The sequence below is a fragment of the Vescimonas sanitatis genome (genome assembly GCF_049060325.1).
GTDB lineage: Bacteria > Bacillota > Clostridia > Oscillospirales > Oscillospiraceae > Vescimonas > Vescimonas sanitatis.
The window spans coordinates 1-18319 of the sequence record NZ_JBMGPW010000002.1 but is presented as its reverse complement, the minus strand read 5'-3'; the positions used below and the strand labels follow the sequence as shown (position 1 = coordinate 18319).

Genomic DNA, 18319 nt, shown 5'->3' with positions numbered 1-18319 from the left:
TGAGGCACGGCCTGTCCCCTTCATCGCAACTTTCAATATTGCTGACAATGTAGCACGGTTTTGAAAAAATGTCAAGAGGAAAGCGGAAAAAGGCGGCACACAGCCGCCTTTTTCAGTTAAATTATCCGATAATCCCGCTGGGCCAGGGCCTGCTCCCGGCGTATTTTCTGGGTAGCCAGGGCCTCCTCCAGGGCCACGATGATACTGTTGGACACCAGGAAGCCCCGGGGCGTCAGGCGCCAGCCGTTCTCCGTCCGGGCGGCCAGACCCGTGCGCTCATACTGCACGAACAGATCCTCCATGGGCTGGAAGCGCTGGCGGTAGGTCGTCTCGAAATACCGGCGGTCGATGCCCTCCGCCGTGCGGAGAGACAGCATGACGTACTCATAATCCCGGGTCAGCGTGGCGTCGGACTCGGACTCCGACAGGATCAGGCGTCCGCTTATGTAGCTGTCCAGGTCCCGGACGTAGGCGTAGCGCACGCCGCCGAAGTCGGAGTGGGCGCCGGGCCCGAAGCCGGCATACTCCTCCATGTGCCAGTATTTCAAATTGTGGCGGGAGGCAAAGCCCGGCTTGGCAAAGTTGGATATCTCGTACTGCTCATAGCCGTTCTGTGCCAGAACCGTGACGGCGTAGAGATACATATCCGCCTGGCCGTCGTCGTCCGGGAAGCGCTCGCTGTCCCGGCGGTCATACAGGGGCGTGCCGGGTTCCAGCTTCAGGCCGTAGCAGGAGATATGCTCCGGGGCCAGGGCGATGACAGCGGCGAGGGTGTCCTCCCACTGCTGCATGGTCTGGCCCGGCAGGCCGTAGATCAGGTCCATACTGAGGTTTTTGAACCCGGCCTTCCGCACGGCGGCCACGGCCTCCTGCACCTGGGCAAAGGTATGGATGCGGCCGATAGCGCGAAGCAGGCCGTCATCCGCCGACTGAACGCCCAGAGATATCCTGTTGAAGCCCGCCCGACGCAGCGCACGCAGGGCCTTGACGTCACAGGCGGAGTCCGGGTTGGCCTCCAACGTGATCTCGGCGTCGCGGGCCACAGGGCAGCGCTTGCGGAGGGTCCGCAGCAGCTTTGTCAGGCGGTCCGGTCCCAGATAGCTGGGGGTACCGCCGCCGAAGTACACCGTGTCCACCCGATGGGCGGCAGTGCGGGGCGCGACCTCCTCGATATGGCGCAGCAGGGCGGCGGTATAGGCATCCATCTTCTCCTCGCTGCGGGGCAGAGAGTAAAAGTCGCAGTAGGCGCATTTCTGGCGGCAGAAGGGGATGTGGATATAGAGCCCGAGAGGGGCTTTTTCTTTCTGCATATCAGCGTACCTGAGGCGGCAGTATGGTCACAGCGCCGTAAAAGCAGTTGACCTTGCAGCTGCGGCAGCCGATGCAGTCATCCTGACGGACCTCATAATAGCCGTCCGGCCGCAGGTCGATGCACTTCATGGGGCAGAACATGGCGCACCAGCCGCAGCCAGTGCAGCTCACCGGGTCGATCACGGCCAGCTGGACCGCCTTACGCCCGAAGGGATGGGCAGGGTCATGCATAACTGACGCCCTCCTTTCCTGAGATCACCGTATTATTATAGCCGCTTTCATGGGTTTTGACAAGTATAGCAGCGGTGAAAGCGACACATATTACCGGGGAAAGGATGTGATGGCGTGACACCTAAGGAATATGACGCGCTGGTACGGCAGCTGTCACCCAGATCCCCCATCGGCAAGGACACGGCGCTGGCCTTTGTCGTCGGCGGCGGGATCTGCACACTGGGACAGCTGATCGCCAACGGCTGGCAGGCACTGGGGCTGACGCAGCAGACGGCGGCCACCGCCACCTCGGTAACGCTGGTGTTCCTGTCGGTGCTGCTGACGGCGCTGGGGCTGTACCACCGGCTGGCGCGGTACGCCGGGGCAGGCACGCTGGTGCCCATCACCGGCTTCGCCAACGCCGTAGCCTCGCCGGCCATCGACTTCCGGGCGGAGGGCATCGTCACCGGCACGGCGGTCAAGATGTTCACTGTGGCCGGGCCGGTGATCGTATTCGGCACCGCTGCCAGCGTGGTGTATGGGCTGGTGCTGTATCTGCTGGCATAGTGTGAGCGCCGGCGCTGCCGGTCACGACCGTGTCCGCCCGTACACATAAAAAGCCGCCTTTCGGCGGCACATGAAAAAAGAACCGGCCTCTAGCCGGTTCTTTTTGCTCGGTTCAGATGTACTGCTTCATGCCCTCGGTGGCGGTGTCCTCGTCCGCGCTGATGGTGACGGTGAACTTCACGCCATTCTCCTCGCTGAAGCGGTCCAGCCAGTGAAGGAACGTCTCTACCGCCTGCAGGTCGTTGCTGCCGGCGATCTTGCAGAGATTATCCACGAACACATGGGAAATATCGTAATTGCCCGCGTACATACCGCACAGGAATCCGCGCAGGCAGTCAAAAGAATCCACATTATACTCGCCGGCGTTGACCAGACGGACGTTGTAGCTGACGTCGTAGGTCATATCGCCCTTAGGCTCGATGCACACGACACTTCCGGTCTCGGACTCCACACTGGTGTGGATGAGCTCGATGAGCTGCTTGGTCTTACCGGCACCGTTGGCCCCCATGATCAGTCTAACCATAAGAAATCACTCCTTTGTCATTGGTGGTTTCCACCTGAGTACAGCATACCATACCGGTGGAAAAATAGCAATGCAGAAAAAGTAAACTTATTTTTGGGCACTTTTACTTTTCCAGCTTCCCCAGCAGCGTCTGCCGCAGGTCCTCATACCCCGGCTTGCCCAGCAGGGCGAACATATTTTTCTTATAGGCCTCCACGCCGGGCTGGTCAAAGGGGTTCACGTCCAGCAGGTAGCCGGACAGGCCGCAGGCGTACTCAAAGAAGTAGATCAGCCCGCCCAGGGTCTGCTCATTGACGGATCCTGTCCGCAGCGTCACGTTGGGCACGCCGCCCTCCACATGAGCCAGCAGCGTACCGTCCATGGCCTGCTGGCGGATAAAGTCCATGCTCTTGCCTGCCAGGAAGTTCAGACCGTCGCCGTTGCCCTCGTCATAGGGCACGGGGTTTTCGTTTTGAGAGGGGCCGAAGCGCACCACCGTCTCGAACAGGTGGCGCTCACCCTCCTGGATGTACTGGCCCATGGAGTGCAGGTCGGCGGTAAACTCCACACTGGCGGGGAACAGGCCCTTGTTCTCCTTGCCCTCGCTCTCGCCGTACAGCTGCTTCCACCACTCGGACATAAAGCGGAAGCAGGGCTCATAGGCAGCCAGCAGCTCGATCTTCTTTCCCGTGCGGTACAGCTCATACCGGGCGCCGGCATACTGCCAGGCGGGATTGGCGTTCATGTCCGCCAAGGCACATTCGCGCATCATATCCGCCGCGCCGTCCATCAGCGCGTCGATATCGATGCCGGCCACAGCAATGGGCAGCAGACCCACGGCCGTGAGCACACTGTACCGTCCGCCGATGTTGTCCGGCACCACGAACTCTTCGTAGCCCTTATCGTCGGCCAGGCCCTTCAGGGCCCCCTTGTGGGCGTCGGTGGTGGCATAGATACGCCGGGCGGCCTCCTCCGGGCCGTACTTCTTCTCCAGCAGCTCACGGAAAAAGCGGAAGGCCACGGCGGGCTCCGTGGTGGTACCGGACTTGGAGATAACGTTCACGGAGAAGTCCACGCCGTCCACCAGCTCCATCACCTCGGTCAGCGCGTCGGAGCTGAGGCCGTTGCCGATAAAGTAAATGTTGGGCGTATTCTTCTTTTTCAGGTTGTAATTGGGCGAGCGCAGGCATTCGATGACGCCCCGGGCGCCCAGATAGGAACCGCCGATACCGATGACCACCAGCGCCTGGGAATCGGACTGTATTTTCTTCGCCGCCGCCTTGATGCGGGCAAATTCCGCCTTGTCATAGTCCTCCGGCAGACGCACCCAGCCGGTAAATTCGCCGCCGGCGCCATCACCATTTTGCAGATGGTCATGGGCGATACGCAGGCGGGGGGACAGCGCGGCCTCGTAGGGCAGTGGGATAAAGCTGCGGATATTTTGCAGATCGACCTGTATCATGTTAAAACCTCCTCGTCGGTGCAATGCAACTATTTGCCCTATCGTACAACGTTTCCGGCGAAAATACAAGGGGAAAAACGGGACTTCCCCCCGCTTTTCCCCTTTCCGCTACGCCAGGAACACCGCCTGCTTCAAAAGATCGGTGAACATCCGGCCCCAGCTGCGCCCCGGAACGCTCTCCGCCGCCAGAATGGGCACCGTCAGCACCTCCGTATCGCCGCTGCACAGGGTCAGCGTGCCCACCTGCTGGCCCTGCTGTATCGGGGCCGCCAGCGTCTCCGGCAGGTCCACCCGATACTCCAGCGACGATGCCTGTGCCTTCTCCACCACAGCGGTAACGCCCGTCTCCGGCAGCGTCAGGCTTACCTGCTCCGCCTCCCCCATGGTCACCGGCAGGGCAGGCAGCGGTTCCTCCGGCGCGGCGGAGACCAGCGTATAGGCGGAGAAGCCGTAATTCAACAGCGCCTTGGCGTCGGTGTTCCGCTTGTCGGCCGTCTCCCCCTTCATGACCACTGCGATCAGCTCCATGCCCTCGCGCTCCGCCGTGGCGCTGATGCAGTAGCCTGCGGAGGCGGTGTAGCCGGTCTTCAGCCCCGTGGCGCCGTCGTACCAGCGGATGAGCTTGTTGGTATTGGCCAGGTCGAAGGTGCCGTTTCGGATGCTGTCCGTCCATATGGTGGTGAAATTGCGGATGTCCGGGTGCTTTGTCAGCAGCTCACGGCTCATAAGGGCAATGTCATAGGCACTGGTGACGTGGTCCGCCGCCGTCAGGCCGGTGGGATTGGCAAAATGGGTATCGTCCATCCCCAGCCCCCTGGCGCGGTTGTTCATCTGCTCCACGAACAGCTCCGTCACGCCGGCGACCTTCTCCGCCAGCGCCACCGCCGCGTCGTTGCCGGAGGACACGCACACGCATTTCAGCAGCTCCTCCACGGTGATCTGCTCGCCCTCCGCCAGAAAGACCTGGCTGCCGCCCATGCCGGCGGCGTTGGCCGACACCGTCACCACATCGTCATAGGCCAGCGCGCCGCTGTCGATGGCGTCCATGGTCAGCAGCAGTGTCATGATCTTGGTGACGCTGGCCGGCTCCAGCTTCTCATGCTCGTTTTGGGCGAACAGCATCTGTCCCGTGGTCTTTTCCATCAGCACCGCGGCGCGGGAGGTCAGCGGCAGGTCCACCGCCCCGGCGTGTACCGGCAGCACAGCGGTGATGCACAGCGCCGCCAGCAGCGCTGTCAGTTTTCGTTTCATAGCGTCCCCTCCAGGCTTTTTTCTATGGGTATGCGGCGGGACAAGACGTTCATGCCCTTTCGACACAATTTTCGGTTGCAAAACCGCCGCCGGTATGCTACAATAACCCGGTAAGTAAATCGCAGGGTTGGTATATCGGTATTACAGCGGCTTCCCAAGCCGTTAAGGCGGGTTCGACTCCCGTACCCTGCTCCAAAAAGAAAACACCATCCGTCAGGATGGTGTTTTCTTTTTGGAGCAGCACTTTTGCTACGCAAAAGTGACCGCCTGCGGGCGGGTGATTGAACGCGAGTGGGGGAACCCGTCAAAGGTTCCCCCCCTCACACTCCCCCTTCCTTGCGGTGGGCGGGAGTGCAGACAACAAAACCTGTGGGCACCCACAAAAAAAGAGACGCCCGCGGGCGTCTCTTTTTTTGGAGCAGGGCATACGATACCGCCGGGTAAAAAAGGAGGGCGGACGCCGCGCGTCCGCCCCAAGTGAGGAGAAAAAACAGGACCCTTGCGGCGGTGACTGCTCACAGCCGCCGCGATAAAAAGGGCAGAAACAGCGGAAACCGCTGGAAGTAAGCTGATACAGCATCCGCAGGCCACGGGACCGCGACGATCAAAGCAGCGCAGCCAGCAGCCACACCAGTCCGCAGGCGCACGCGCCCCATACCGCCCACAGCCATGCAGGCGGACGCCACCGGCGGCGAACGCCGGTCTGTCCCCGGGCGTAGCTGCGGGCGATCCGCACCGCCTCGTCCACCAGCTGGCGGGAGCTGACGCCGCCGCCGTCCGTGGGAAGGATGAAAATAGCCTGCTCGAATATCCGCGGGTCGGGAGAGTCCACGACGATCACGCGGCGGGAAACGCCTTTTACCAAAACCGATGCCTCCTTCAGCCGTGACGGGCGCTGTTTGTTACAGCCATAGTATCGCCGTGGCGGCGGAAAGTTATACGGCGCGGCGGGCAAAATTTCCCGCCGTTTTTTGTCGCTCAGACGCGGTGCGGGTCCGCCTTGCCGTCGATGGCCAGCACCAGCACGGCGCAGTCGTCCGCGCCGCCCGTCCGCTGAACGGACTGACGGAGAAGCTCCTCCGCCAGCGCCCGGGGCGAGGTGCCGTCCCATCCGGCCAGCAGGTCCTGGAGCCACTCGTCGTCCTCGCCGGCCACACCGTCGGACACCTGCACCAGCCAGGTGCCCGGCGATACCGCCACGCGCTGGGGCGGCACGTCGCCGTCGGCGCTCTCCAGTCCCGCGGGCAGCGCCTGCGCGCGATAGCGGGCCACGGTGCCCTGCCGCTTGATATACGACGGCGCGGCACCGTACTTGTACAGCGTCAGCACGCCCTCGGCCCGGTCCAGACAGGCCAGGTCGATGGTCGTGAAGCCGGCGCCTCCCTGACAGCGGAGCATGGCAGCGGTGTTCAGGGTCTTCAGCGCCGGGAGAGGTTCGATACCCGCCTGCAAAAACTGCCGCAGGAGGCGGATGGTCATAGCGGCCTCGCAGTGGGCGCTCTCGCCGCTGCCCATACCGTCGGACAGCACCAGACAAGTCAGCCCTCCGGCATCAAAAACGGCGCACTGATCGCCGCAGTGCTTTTCGCCGGTCTTTGGCCGCAGCAGGGCAGCGGTGCGGCAGGTCAGGTGTGCGCGGCGGAGCCGTTCCGCCGGGGCGGTCCGTGACAGCACCTCGGCCACCTGCCGGTACTGCTCCCGGGCCAGACGATAGGCCGCATCCAGCCGCCCGTGGTGCAGCCTACGCTGGAGGAAATCATGTAGCTGTCCGTCCAGCGCCCCCAGCAGTTTGGGAAAGCGTACACAGCGATCCGCAAAGTACGGCGGGAAATCCTCCGCCAGCGCCTGTCCCCGCCGCAGGAGCGCCGGGCAGGCGTCGTTGAAGGCGTTGTACGTGTCGGTATAATGGGTCTGCCAGCAGTCGCTCCGCAGGGGACAGTCCCGGCAGACCTGCTCCGCCGCCCGGTCAAACAGCACGGCGGGGTTCTCCGGCCGCAGCAGCGGCGCGTGGTCCTCCAGGCTGTCATACACCGCCCGGAAGGCCGCCGCAGGTGCCGCAGCCTCCGGAGACACCTCTCCGGCGGCCGTCAGCAGCATCCCCTCCTTTTCCGGTAGCAGCAGCCACACACCGGCAGCGGTCAGCAGCTGGCACAGCACCGCCAGAGGGCGGACCTCCCCCAGCAGCAGGGCCGCCAGCACACCCGCGGCGCAGAAGGCCGCAGCCGCCGGCAGTCTTTGTCCGCCCCGCAGCCCTGCGGCAGCGGACGCGGCGGCGCACAGCACCACCGCCAGATACAGCTCTCCCGTGCCACACAGGTCCAGCGTCAGCCCCGCCAGCGCACCGGCGGCAGCTGCGTCGGGCGCCGGCCCGCGGCCCACGAAATATAGCAGCAGCACCGCTGTCAGCACAGCCGCCGGTGAAAATCCCATCACCGTCCAGCCCGCCGGCACGGCGCATACCCCCAGCAGCAGCAAAAACCAGGCCCGGCGCTTGTCCGCCTGCTCCGCCGCCGACTCCGGCAGCAGATCGGGCAGCAGCGCCGCCGCGCCATACAGCAGCGCCAGCGCCGCCATGCACAGCGCCCATTGCCGTCCGCCCCGCTGTATGAGATACGGCAGCTGGGTCAGCCCGGCGGCGCACACAGCGGCCATAGGCCGGAAGCGGGGCCGCCGGTACAGCCGCGTATTGCACAGCGCCGTGTTGGCGCAGAAGATCAGCAGCGCCGCGGCGGTATGCCGCAGTCCCGGCTGAAAGTCCATGAACAGCAGGGCGCCCAGCCCCGCGCAGACCACCGCCAGCAGGCCCGGCCATCCCACGCCGGCCGCCGCCACCGCCGCCAGTGCCCAGGGGGCGTACTGCCCGCCGGGGGCGGCGGCCGTCAGCAGCAGCGCGGCGGCACAGCCGCCCACAGCCGCCCAGGGAATACGCAGGGCGGTGCGCTGTACCGCCGGGAGCAGATGTTTCATGGCTCGTCCCTCCTTTTTCCGTTATTGTAAACGGCTAAAGGCGCGATTTCCGTCGGGAAATGGCAAAGGGCTTTGATTTTTCGGCCCAGGGGTGAAAAGCGTCGGTCTGCCCTTGTAATTTTTCGTTGTATTTGGTAGAATAACGTAAGCATAAGGGGAACACTATTCCCCGCACAGAGGAGGTAACACCATGATAAAGAAGCTTGCAGCCCTGGCGCTGGCGCTGCTGATGACCCTGTCCATGGCCGCCTGCGGCGACCAGAAGGATGACCAGGCGGGCGGCGCCGTGACCCCCGGCGTGACCGGCGATGCTGTTCCCGATATGGGCACTGTCAGCGGCGGCACCTACACCAACCGTTTCGCCGGCATCAGCTGCACCCTGGACGACAGCTGGTACTTCTACACCGATGAGCAGATCGACGAGCTCAACGGCTTCGTCCGCGAGAGCACCAGCGACGAGGAGCTGAAGACCCGCTTGGAGAGCAGCAGCAGCGTGCAGGATATGTACGCTGCCTCCACGGACGGTCTGATGACCATCAACGTCGTATTCACCAACATGGGTCTGCTGGGCGGCAGCACCGTGACGCCCCAGGATGTGGCCGAGCTGTCCGTGGAGCAGGTCCCCGCCGCGCTGGAGAGCTATGGCTTCACGGACGTGACGGCCCAGCTGACCACCGTGGATTTTGCCGGTCAGAAGAACGTTCCCGCCGTGGCCGTATCCGCCATGAACGGCGACATCGCCACGTATGAGCTGCTGGTATGCCTGAAGGCGGGCAATTACTCCTTCAGCGTGACGCTGTGCAGCTTCACCGAGGATGTCACCGCCGACATGGCCGCCCTGTTCACCGCCGTGCAGTAACGCCGCAATAGGAAAAGACCGTGCCTCTCGGCACGGTCTTTTTTGTTACCATGTGGCGCGGGCAGTGAGCACATTGCGCTTGTAAGTGATGCGGAAGTAGATATACTCCGCCACGCCGGTGAGTATCCAGGAGAACATATACAGCAGATACAGGGACGTGATCGTGTGGAAGTAGGCAAAGATGGTGTAGATCCAGATGACCCGGAACACGCAGGAGCCCAGAATGACCATAACGGTGGGGGCCACGCTGCGGCCCAGGCCGCGGGAGGCGGCGATACTGGCGTCCATCAGGGGGCCGATCCAGTAGGAGAAGGCCATGATCCGCAGGCGGTCCACGCCGGCGTCGATGACCTCGGGCTTGTCGGCAAACAGGCCCAGGAACTCCCGGCCGAAGACAGTCAGCAGCACGCCGACCAGCACGCCCACAACGGCGGCGTACAGCATACTGATGTAGTAGCTCTTAAGGATACGCTCCTTCCGCCCCGCGCCCCAGTTGCGGCTGACAAAGCTGGCGCAGGCGGTGTAGAACGCGGCCATCATGTTGAACACCAGCGTATCGGCATTGGCGGCAGCCGCCGCGCCGGAAACGGTGATCTCGTCAAAGGAGTTCAGGCCCGCCTGCACGAACAGGTTAGCCACAGCGAAGATAGCGTTCTGCAATCCGGAGGGGATACCGATCAGCAGCACACGCTTGGAGGCCAGGTGGTGCAGCCGCAGCCTGCGGATATCCAGACGGCAGGCGTCCTTGCGGTGCAGCAGATGGATGATAATGAGCAGGGCAGACACCCACTGTGCGATGGCGCTGGCGATAGCCACGCCCTCGGCCGCCATGCCGCAGCCGATAACGAACACCAGGTTCAGTATCACATTCAGCACGCCCGCCACCGTCAGATACAGCAGGGGGCGCTTGGTGTCGCCGGTGGCGCTGAGGATACCGTTGCCGCAGTTGTAGATGCCCATGGCCGGCAGGCCCAGGGCATAGAGCTTCAGGTACAGCACCGCACCGGGGAGGAATTCCTCCTTGGTGTGCAGCAGCCGCAGCATAGGCTCGGCAAAAAACACGCACACCAGGCACGTCAGCACGCCCATCGCCAGACAGATCAGGAAGGAGGAGTGGGTGGTGTGCTCCACGTCCTCGTCATTGCCCATGCCCAGCCCGCGGGCCACAGCCACATTGACGCCGCCGCCCAGGCCGATCAGCAGTCCCGTGAACAGCGTGACCAGCGTGGTGGTGGAGCCCACAGAGCCCAGGGCCACATAGGTGTTGTACGCATACTTGCCGGCGATGGCCACATCGCTGAGGTTGAACAGCACCTCCAGCACCTGGGTCATCATCAGCGGCAAGCTGAACAGCAGGATATTTTTCCAAAGTGAACCGGAGGTCATCTCCACAGTGAGAGCCCTCCGGCGTGTTGCAGTCTTCATGCCCGCACCCTCCTATACAATACATATCACATAGAAACATCCGAACGTGATTGCCAGTATAACACGGCGCATTACACAAAACAACCCCCTTTCGACACAATATTTTTTTATATCCGGTGCCGTGCTTTTTGTGCATAGTGCATAGATAAGCTTTCAGGTTTTGGGCACATCGTCAAATGTGATGCTTTGTCCCCCGTCTCTCGACGGAATTTGACAGCCACGGCAGTCTCCGCTATAATGTTAGGGAGTCTGGCCGCCCCCTTTTTCGACGGCCGCAAGGAGGTCCCCCTATGAAACGTATGCTCACCGCAGCGCTGGCCCTGCTGCTGGCGCTGTCCCTGTGCGCCTGCGGCGCGCAGGATACGGACGATACGCCCACCTACCCCGCCGCCTTCTCCGGCTTGGAGACGCTGATCGACACCGCCCGCGAGGAGGGCCGCCTGACCGTGTGCGGCACCGGCGACGAGGCGTATATGACGGCCCTGTGCGAAAAGTTTGAAGAGCTGTTCGACATCAAGACCACTTACCGCGCCATTACCGCCGCCCAGGCGGGCAGCGCCCGGGGCGACGTGTGGTTCGGCGGCAGCGCGGATACCTGCCGCACCCTGGCCGCTGACGGTAAGCTGCTGACCTATACGCCCGTCCACGCCGCTGACCTGACCAACGCCGCCTATGGCGATGCGGACGGCTATTGGTACGGCGTATCCGTCGACGCGGTCGTTTTCGCCGTCAACAGCGACGTGCTCCGGCGCATGACCATCTCCGCCCCCAAGGACTGGGCAGATCTGACCGACCCGGTATACCAGGAGCTGATCTGGCTGCCCACCTACCGCAGCACGGAGATCGGCCATCTGACCGCGTACAGCGCCGCCCTGCGGCTGGGCCGCGACAAGGGGCTGGACTATCTGGCAGCGCTGGACACCAGCGTGCAGTTCTATACCGCCGCGGATGACACCTTCGTCAAGTGCCTGTCCACCGGCGAGTGCGTCATCGCCGTGGGTTGGCTCCACGATGGGCTCTCCGCCCTGTCCGCTGACACCTCCGGTGACCTGCATCTGATAATTCCCGCCTCCGGTACCTTCGGTCAGGTCACCGCCAGCGCCATTTTATCCGGCGCCAGCCATACCGCTGCTGCCCAGCTGTGGCAGGAGTTCGTTCTCTCCCCGGCCTGCGCCGATCTGGCAGAGGCACACGGCGACTATCGCCTGCCCACTATCGGCAGCGCCGACCTGGTCCAGCGCACCGGCGTGACGCTGGACCCCGCCCTGCTGTCTCCCACCGGTGACGCCGACACCATCGAGGATAAGGAGACGCTCGTCTCCGACCTTATCGAAACACTGACCGACACCGGCATCAACACCGAGGATACCGCCCGCTGGAATGTGGCATAGATTCCCGCAGGCCGTCTCTTACGAGATGGCCTGCTCTTTTTCTACGCGGTCACTCTGCCTCTTGCAGCAGCTCCTCCGGCCTCACGCCAAAGAGCTTCGCCAGCGCCAGCAGATTGGTCGTGCTGGGATCCGACTGCCCGGATTCCCACTTGGATACCGCCTGTCGGCTGACACCCAGCGCCTCCGCCACAAACTCCTGCGTCATTTTGCACGCCGTCCGGCGACGCTTCAATGTCTCTCCCAATGTTTTGGCCTGTTCCGCCTTTTCCTGCCGCAGCGGCTCGGACCGAATGTATTTCCGCAGCGCCTTGATGATCAGAAACACCACGTATGCCAGCGCCGCCCATACCGGAACGGACAGCAGAAAGAGAATGATCGTCGTTTTCATAGTGATGCCCTCCTTTTCTGCCGCCAGTATAACAAACCGATCACGGTTGCGCCAGCAACTATCGCGCAACCCTTCAGTAAAACGCCATGTTCCCTACATAGAAGTACCATGTATGTTACATGGGTGTACCCGTTTTTATATGAAAAAATGACCACCCGATCGGGTGGTCATTTTGGCAGGGGCAGAAAGGCTCGAACTCTCGACACGCGGTTTTGGAGACCGCTGCTCTACCAACTGAGCTATACCCCTATGTGGTGGGCCTTCGGGGACTCGAACCCGGGACCGGACGGTTATGAGCCGTCTGCTCTAACCAACTGAGCTAAAGGCCCAAGTCTACGCTGGCTTTCTGAGTAAAAGAAATGAGCCGCCACCTTTTCGGATGGCGGCTCACCCTTCGTGGCTCCCCCTGTTGGGCTCGAACCAACAACCCTTCGGTTAACAGCCGAATGCTCTACCATTGAGCTAAGGAGGAGTGTTGGCGCTACCTATCTTCCCGGGCCGTCTCCAGCCAAGTATTGTCAGCAGAAGCGAGCTTAACTTCCGTGTTCGGGATGGGAACGGGTGGACCCTCGCCCTAATCAGCACCAACTATTCAATTGAAGGTTTGCACCTTCAAAACCGAACAATGAAGAAGTGAACGGAGAAGGCTAAGATTGCCTGCAAATTGTAGGTCAAGCCCTCGGGCTATTAGTACCGGTCAGCTGCACACGTTACCGCGCTTCCACCTCCGGCCTATCAACCAGATCGTCTTTCTGGGCCCTTACTCCANGTTTGCACCTTCAAAACCGAACAATGAAGAAGTGAACGGAGAAGGCTAAGATTGCCTGCAAATTGTAGGTCAAGCCCTCGGGCTATTAGTACCGGTCAGCTGCACACGTTACCGCGCTTCCACCTCCGGCCTATCAACCAGATCGTCTTTCTGGGCCCTTACTCCATAATGGATGAGAGATCTCATCTTAGGGAGAGTTTCACGCTTAGATGCTTTCAGCGTTTATCTCGTCCGTACATAGCTACCCAGCTATGCCCTTGGCAGGACAACTGGTGCACCAGAGGTACGTCCATCCCGGTCCTCTCGTACTAAGGACAGCTCCCTTCAAATCTCTTACGCCCGCAACAGATAGGGACCGAACTGTCTCACGACGTTCTGAACCCAGCTCGCGTGCCGCTTTAATTGGCGAACAGCCAAACCCTTGGGACCGAATACAGCCCCAGGATGCGACGAGCCGACATCGAGGTGCCAAACCTCCCCGTCGCTGTGGACGCTTGGGGGAGATCAGCCTGTTATCCCCAGGGTAGCTTTTATCCGTTGAGCGATGGCATTTCCACTCACATACCACCGGATCACTAACTCCAACTTTCGTTACTGCTCGACCCGTCGGTCTCGCAGTTAGGCTCGTTTATGCGTTTACACTCAATGCACGATTTCCGTCCGTGCTGAACGAACCTTTGAGCGCCTCCGTTACTCTTTTGGAGGCGACCGCCCCAGTCAAACTGCCCGTCTAACAGTGTCCCCCGACCCGATTCAGGGCCGCAGGTTAGGAAACCAGCAATCCAAGAGTGGTATCCCACCGGTGACTCCACACGACCTGACGGCCATGCTTCTCAGTCTCCCACCTATCCTGTACATGAATTACCGATTCCCAGTATTAAACTGCAGTAAAGCTCCATGGGGTCTTTCCGTCTAGTTGCGGGTAACTGGCATCTTCACCAGTACTACAATTTCGCCGGGCGGGCTGTCGAGACAGTGCCCAAATCATTACGCCATTCGTGCGGGTCAGAACTTACCTGACAAGGAATTTCGCTACCTTAGGACCGTTATAGTTACGGCCGCCGTTTACCGGGGCTTCAATTCAAACCTTCGCTTGCGCTAAGCTCTCCTCTTAACCTTCCGGCACCGGGCAGGCGTCAGCCCATATACGTCATCTTTCGATTTAGCATAGACCTGTGTTTTTGGTAAACAGTTGCTTGGGCCTATTCACTGCGGCCTCTTTCGAGGCTCCCCTTCTTCCGAAGTTACGGGGTCAATTTGCCGAGTTCCTTAACAACCCTTCTCCCGTTGGCCTTAGGATTCTCTCCTCATCTACCTGTGTCGGTTTGCGGTACGGGCACCTTAGTGTACACCAGAGCTTTTCTCGCCTCCCAGCATCGCGGACTTCCCTACTATATTTCGGTCCCTTGCGCCCAGCTCTACCAACGGCTGGGTCCCGCTATCTGAAAGTGTCCTTCTGGTTTAAAGTTCGGTGGCTACGGAATTTCTACCGTATGTGCATCGACTACGCCTCGCGGCCTCGCCTTAGCTCCCGGCTTACCTTGGGCGGACGAACCTTCCCCAAGAAACCTTAGATTTTCGGCCATTATGATTCCCACATAATTCTCGCTACTCATTCCGGCATTCTCACTCCTGTACAGTCCACCGCTGCTTCCGCTGCGACTTCACCCCGTACACGACGCTCCCCTACCACGCCCTTGCGGACATCCTAAGCTTCGGTTGCATGCTTAGCCCCGTTATATTTTCCGCGCAGAGTCACTCGACCAGTGATCTATTACGAACTCTTTTAATGAATGGCTGCTTCTAAGCCAACATCCTGGTTGTTTTCGCAACTCCACATCGTTTTCCACTTAGCATACATTTGGGACCTTAGCTGTAGGTCTGGGCTGTTTCCCTTTTGACAATGAAACTTATCTCACACTGTCTGACTGCTGATCATCAATTAGCCGGCATTCAGAGTTTGATAGGGTTCAGTAAGCTTATCGCCCCCTAGCCCATTCAGTGCTTTACCTCCGGTAATCTAAATCAACGCTAGCCCTAAAGCTATTTCGGGGAGAACCAGCTATCTCCGAGTTCGATTGGAATTTCTCCGCTAACCACAAGTCATCGCCGGTCATTGCAACGAACGTGCGTTCGGCCCTCCATGAGATTTTACTCTCACTTCAGCCTGCTCATGGTTAGGTCACCCGGTTTCGGGTCTATGGCAACGAACTTTATGCGCCCTATTCAGACTCGCTCTCGCTTCGCCTCCGGTACTGAATACCTTAAGCTTGCTCGTTACTATAACTCGCCGGACCGTTCTACAAAAAGTACCTCATCACACATTAACGTGCTTTGAGTGCTTGTAAGCACAAGGTTTCAGGTTCTCTTTCACTCCCCTCCCGGGGTCCTTTTCACCTTTCCCTCACGGTACTGCTCCTCTATCGGTCATCAGGTAGTATTTAGGCTTGGATGGTGGTCCACCCATCTTCCCACGGGGTTTCACGTGTCCCGCGGTACTCTGGATACTGGCTGTCAGTCTTCTCTTTCAAATACGGGGCTCTCACCCTCTATGGCCGGCCTTCCCATGCCGTTCTTCTAGATACCTCTGATCGTGATGCCAGTCCGAACCCCGGTGAATAAATCCACCGGTTTGGCCTCCTCCGCGTTCGCTCGCCACTACTTGCGGAATCTCGGTTGATGTCTTTTCCTGCCCCTACTTAGATGTTTCAGTTCAGGGCGTTCCCCTCGTACGCCTATTTTATTCAACGCACGATACCAGAGTATTGCTCTGGTGGGTTTCCCCATTCGGAAATCTCCGGATCAACGGATATTTGCTCCTCCCCGAAGCTTATCGCAGCTTGTCACGTCCTTCTTCGGCTCCTGATGCCAAGGCATTCCCCTTGCGCTCTTTATAGCTTGACCTTGAGGCGACGCGGATTGCATATCCTTCGTTCTGTTGTAAACAACAGAACTCATACATTCCATCGCGTCGCCTCTTCTTCGTTTCACAAACGCTTCGCTGGTTTGTGAAACGACACTTAAGGTGACGCTTCGCGTCGACTTTCGTCTAAGAGATTTTGGTTCTCTTGAATTATGCAGGCAATCTACAGGTTACTTCGCAAAATTGTAATTGTATACCCACATCTTTTCAGATGTTCCACAATTAAATGTTTTACAAACTTCTTCCAACTTTCGTTGAAAGACCTCTCTGTTGCCTTGCTTTCATCACATTCTTCATTGTTCAGTTTTCAAGGTGCAATTTCCAGTCTCGCTTGAAACCAGATCGAAACGTACAACCTCTTGTCCGCTTCCATCCATCTTCAATTCGAAATTGGTGGAGATAGTCGGGATCGAACCGGCGACCTCCTGCTTGCAAGGCAGGCGCTCTCCCAGCTGAGCTATATCCCCATCTATCTCTTTTAGACTGTTGGTGGGCCCGAGTGGGCTCGAACCACCGACCTTACGATTATCAGTCGTACGCTCTAGCCAGCTGAGCTACGGGCCCATATCCACAGCCCAGGGACTTGTGCCCTCTAAATTAAACAACGAACGCGCGCTGTGCTTTGCACATCGCCGCAAACGCTTTCGCGTTTGCCCAGACGTCTGACCAGGATGTCCGCCAGCGTTTGTTCCGACTTTTGAGTGAATTATATGTCGCGCTGCGCGCGCCATGTAATTGCTGTCGGCACTGACAGGTCTCCTTAGAAAGGAGGTGATCCAGCCGCTCGTTCTCGAACGGCTACCTTGTTACGACTTCACCCCAATTATCGAACCCACCTTCGACCGCGCCCTCCGTTAGGTTAGGCTACGGGCTTCGGGTGTTCCCGACTCTCATGGTGTGACGGGCGGTGTGTACAAGGCCCGGGAACGTATTCACCGCGGCATGCTGATCCGCGATTACTAGCGATTCCGACTTCACGTGGGCGGGTTGCAGCCCACGATCTGAACTGGGACGGCTTTTAGGGGTTCGCTCCACCTCACGGTTTTGCATCCCTCTGTTGACCGCCATTGTATTACGTGTGTAGCCCAGGACATAAGGGGCATGATGATTTGACGTCGTCCCCACCTTCCTCCGTTTTGTCAACGGCAGTCTCGCTAGAGTGCTCTTGCGTAGCAACTAACAATAGGGGTTGCGCTCGTTGCGGGACTTAACCCAACATCTCACGACACGAGCTGACGACAACCATGCACCACCTGTCTCTACTTTCCCCGAAGGGCACCTGATGTATCTCTACTTCGTTAGTAGGATGTCAAGCCCTGGTAAGGTTCTTCGCGTTGCTTCGAATTAAACCACATAATCCACCGCTTGTGCGGGCCCCCGTCAATTCCTTTGAGTTTCAACCTTGCGATCGTACTCCCCAGGTGGAATACTTATTGCGTTAGCTGCGGCACGCAGGGGGTCAGTCCCCGCACACCTAGTATTCATCGTTTACAGCGTGGACTACCAGGGTATCTAATCCTGTTTGCTCCCCACGCTTTCGCGCCTCACCGTCAGTTGTCGTCCAGCAATCCGCCTTCGCCACTGGTGTTCCTCCTAATATCTACGCATTTCACCGCTACACTAGGAATTCCGATTGCCTCTCCGATACTCAAGAAGAGTAGTTTCAAATGCAGTTCACGAGTTGAGCCCGTGGATTTCACATCTGACTTGCCCTCCCGGCTACACGCCCTTTACACCCAGTAAATCCGGACAACGCTTGCCACCTACGTATTACCGCGGCTGCTGGCACGTAGTTAGCCGTGGCTTATTCGTCAGGTACCGTCTTCTACTCGTCCCTGACAAAAGAAGTTTACAACCCGAAAGCCTTCTTCCTTCACGCGGCGTTGCTGGGTCAGGCTTGCGCCCATTGCCCAATATTCCCCACTGCTGCCTCCCGTAGGAGTCTGGGCCGTATCTCAGTCCCAATGTGGCCGTTCAACCTCTCAGTCCGGCTACTGATCGTCGCCTTGGTGGGCCGTTACCTCACCAACTAGCTAATCAGACGCGAGGCCATCTTTCAGCGATAAATCTTTGACATAAGTGCCATGCGACACCTATGTGTCATGCGGTATTAGCAGTCGTTTCCAACTGTTGTCCCCCTCTGAAAGGCAGGTTCCTCACGCGTTACTCACCCGTCCGCCACTGTCCTCTGCTTCAATTGGACGAATCCTCTTTCCACAGATTCTCGTTCGACTTGCATGTGTTAAGCACGCCGCCAGCGTTCGTCCTGAGCCAGGATCAAACTCTCTATAAAT

General features: G+C 59.6%; 12 protein-coding genes, 6 tRNA genes and 3 rRNA genes. 4 read left to right on the top strand and 17 right to left on the bottom strand.

Annotation, left to right across the window (positions count from 1 at the left end; all coding sequences use genetic code 11):
- Nucleotides 1-116: 116 nt before the first annotated feature.
- Both hemW and ACOMDU_RS02980 read right to left on the bottom strand, forming a co-directional pair.
- Nucleotides 117-1310, bottom strand: a complete 1194-nt coding sequence (gene hemW, locus ACOMDU_RS02985; RefSeq protein ID WP_421128958.1) for a radical SAM family heme chaperone HemW — start codon at nucleotides 1308-1310, stop codon at nucleotides 117-119.
- 1 nt (nucleotide 1311) lies between these two features.
- Nucleotides 1312-1542: an ATP-binding protein gene (locus ACOMDU_RS02980; RefSeq protein WP_421128956.1), complete on the bottom strand. Its 231-nt coding sequence runs from the start codon at nucleotides 1540-1542 to the stop codon at nucleotides 1312-1314.
- A gap of 114 nt (nucleotides 1543-1656) precedes the next feature.
- On the opposite strand from ACOMDU_RS02980, the gene spoVAC reads away from it, so the two are divergent.
- Entirely contained in the window at nucleotides 1657-2088 is a 432-nt protein-coding gene (gene spoVAC, locus ACOMDU_RS02975; protein ID WP_421128955.1) for a stage V sporulation protein AC, read from the top strand.
- A gap of 112 nt (nucleotides 2089-2200) precedes the next feature.
- On the opposite strand, the gene ACOMDU_RS02970 is transcribed toward spoVAC, so the two are convergent.
- The 3 genes from ACOMDU_RS02970 to ACOMDU_RS02960 all read right to left on the bottom strand — a co-directional run bounded on the left by ACOMDU_RS02970 (nucleotide 2201) and on the right by ACOMDU_RS02960 (nucleotide 5303).
- A complete protein-coding gene (locus tag ACOMDU_RS02970) occupies nucleotides 2201-2611 on the bottom strand; it encodes a hypothetical protein (RefSeq protein WP_022136158.1) in 411 nt (136 codons plus the stop codon).
- Nucleotides 2612-2714: 103 nt separating this feature from the next.
- Nucleotides 2715-4052 carry a glucose-6-phosphate isomerase gene (locus tag ACOMDU_RS02965; RefSeq protein WP_421128954.1) on the bottom strand — a complete coding sequence of 446 codons (1338 nt, stop codon included), beginning with the start codon at nucleotides 4050-4052 and terminating at the stop codon, nucleotides 2715-2717.
- Between the two features lie 108 nt (nucleotides 4053-4160).
- Nucleotides 4161-5303 carry a D-alanyl-D-alanine carboxypeptidase family protein gene (locus tag ACOMDU_RS02960; protein WP_421128953.1) on the bottom strand — a complete coding sequence of 381 codons (1143 nt, stop codon included), beginning with the start codon at nucleotides 5301-5303 and terminating at the stop codon, nucleotides 4161-4163.
- Nucleotides 5304-5424: 121 nt separating this feature from the next.
- On the opposite strand from ACOMDU_RS02960, the gene ACOMDU_RS02955 reads away from it, so the two are divergent.
- A tRNA-Gly gene (locus ACOMDU_RS02955) sits at nucleotides 5425-5498 on the top strand.
- Between the two features lie 409 nt (nucleotides 5499-5907).
- Here ACOMDU_RS02955 and ACOMDU_RS02950 read toward each other — a convergent pair.
- Both ACOMDU_RS02950 and ACOMDU_RS02945 read right to left on the bottom strand, forming a co-directional pair.
- Nucleotides 5908-6168 (bottom strand): hypothetical protein, encoded by a 261-nt coding sequence (locus ACOMDU_RS02950; protein ID WP_421128952.1) that lies wholly within the window; start codon nucleotides 6166-6168, stop codon nucleotides 5908-5910.
- A 113-nt stretch (nucleotides 6169-6281) separates the two neighbouring features.
- A complete protein-coding gene (locus tag ACOMDU_RS02945) occupies nucleotides 6282-8270 on the bottom strand; it encodes a SpoIIE family protein phosphatase (protein ID WP_421128951.1) in 1989 nt (662 codons plus the stop codon).
- 190 nt (nucleotides 8271-8460) lie between these two features.
- Between ACOMDU_RS02945 and ACOMDU_RS02940 the strand changes: the two genes are divergently transcribed.
- Complete coding sequence (locus tag ACOMDU_RS02940; protein ID WP_421128950.1) at nucleotides 8461-9129, top strand: hypothetical protein; 669 nt, start codon at nucleotides 8461-8463, stop codon at nucleotides 9127-9129.
- 45 nt (nucleotides 9130-9174) lie between these two features.
- Here the strand turns inward: ACOMDU_RS02940 and ACOMDU_RS02935 are convergent, their stop codons facing one another.
- A complete protein-coding gene (locus tag ACOMDU_RS02935; protein WP_421128948.1) occupies nucleotides 9175-10554 on the bottom strand; it encodes an MATE family efflux transporter in 1380 nt (459 codons plus the stop codon).
- 290 nt (nucleotides 10555-10844) lie between these two features.
- Here ACOMDU_RS02935 and ACOMDU_RS02930 point away from each other — a divergent pair, with 290 nt between their 5' ends.
- A complete protein-coding gene (locus ACOMDU_RS02930; RefSeq protein ID WP_421128947.1) occupies nucleotides 10845-11945 on the top strand; it encodes an extracellular solute-binding protein in 1101 nt (366 codons plus the stop codon).
- Nucleotides 11946-11994: 49 nt separating this feature from the next.
- Here ACOMDU_RS02930 and ACOMDU_RS02925 read toward each other — a convergent pair whose 3' ends face one another.
- The 9 genes from ACOMDU_RS02925 to ACOMDU_RS02885 form a co-directional block, all read right to left on the bottom strand.
- On the bottom strand, nucleotides 11995-12333 hold the full coding sequence (locus ACOMDU_RS02925; RefSeq protein WP_421128946.1) for a helix-turn-helix domain-containing protein: 339 nt from the start codon (nucleotides 12331-12333) through the stop codon (nucleotides 11995-11997).
- A 173-nt stretch (nucleotides 12334-12506) separates the two neighbouring features.
- Nucleotides 12507-12582 (bottom strand) — tRNA-Trp (locus ACOMDU_RS02920).
- 3 nt (nucleotides 12583-12585) lie between these two features.
- Nucleotides 12586-12662 (bottom strand) — tRNA-Ile (locus tag ACOMDU_RS02915).
- Between the two features lie 68 nt (nucleotides 12663-12730).
- Nucleotides 12731-12805: transfer RNA gene (locus ACOMDU_RS02910), tRNA-Asn, on the bottom strand.
- 1 nt (nucleotide 12806) lies between these two features.
- Nucleotides 12807-12922, bottom strand: a 5S ribosomal RNA gene (gene rrf / locus ACOMDU_RS02905).
- A gap of 245 nt (nucleotides 12923-13167) precedes the next feature.
- Nucleotides 13168-16006, bottom strand: a 23S ribosomal RNA gene (locus ACOMDU_RS02900).
- A 410-nt stretch (nucleotides 16007-16416) separates the two neighbouring features.
- A tRNA-Ala gene (locus ACOMDU_RS02895) sits at nucleotides 16417-16492 on the bottom strand.
- Between the two features lie 20 nt (nucleotides 16493-16512).
- Nucleotides 16513-16589 (bottom strand) — tRNA-Ile (locus ACOMDU_RS02890).
- Between the two features lie 200 nt (nucleotides 16590-16789).
- A 16S ribosomal RNA gene (locus tag ACOMDU_RS02885) occupies nucleotides 16790-18318 on the bottom strand.
- The 16S, 23S and 5S rRNA genes sit together here with 5 tRNA genes alongside, the layout of an rRNA operon.
- Between the last annotated feature and the right edge of the window lies 1 nt (nucleotide 18319).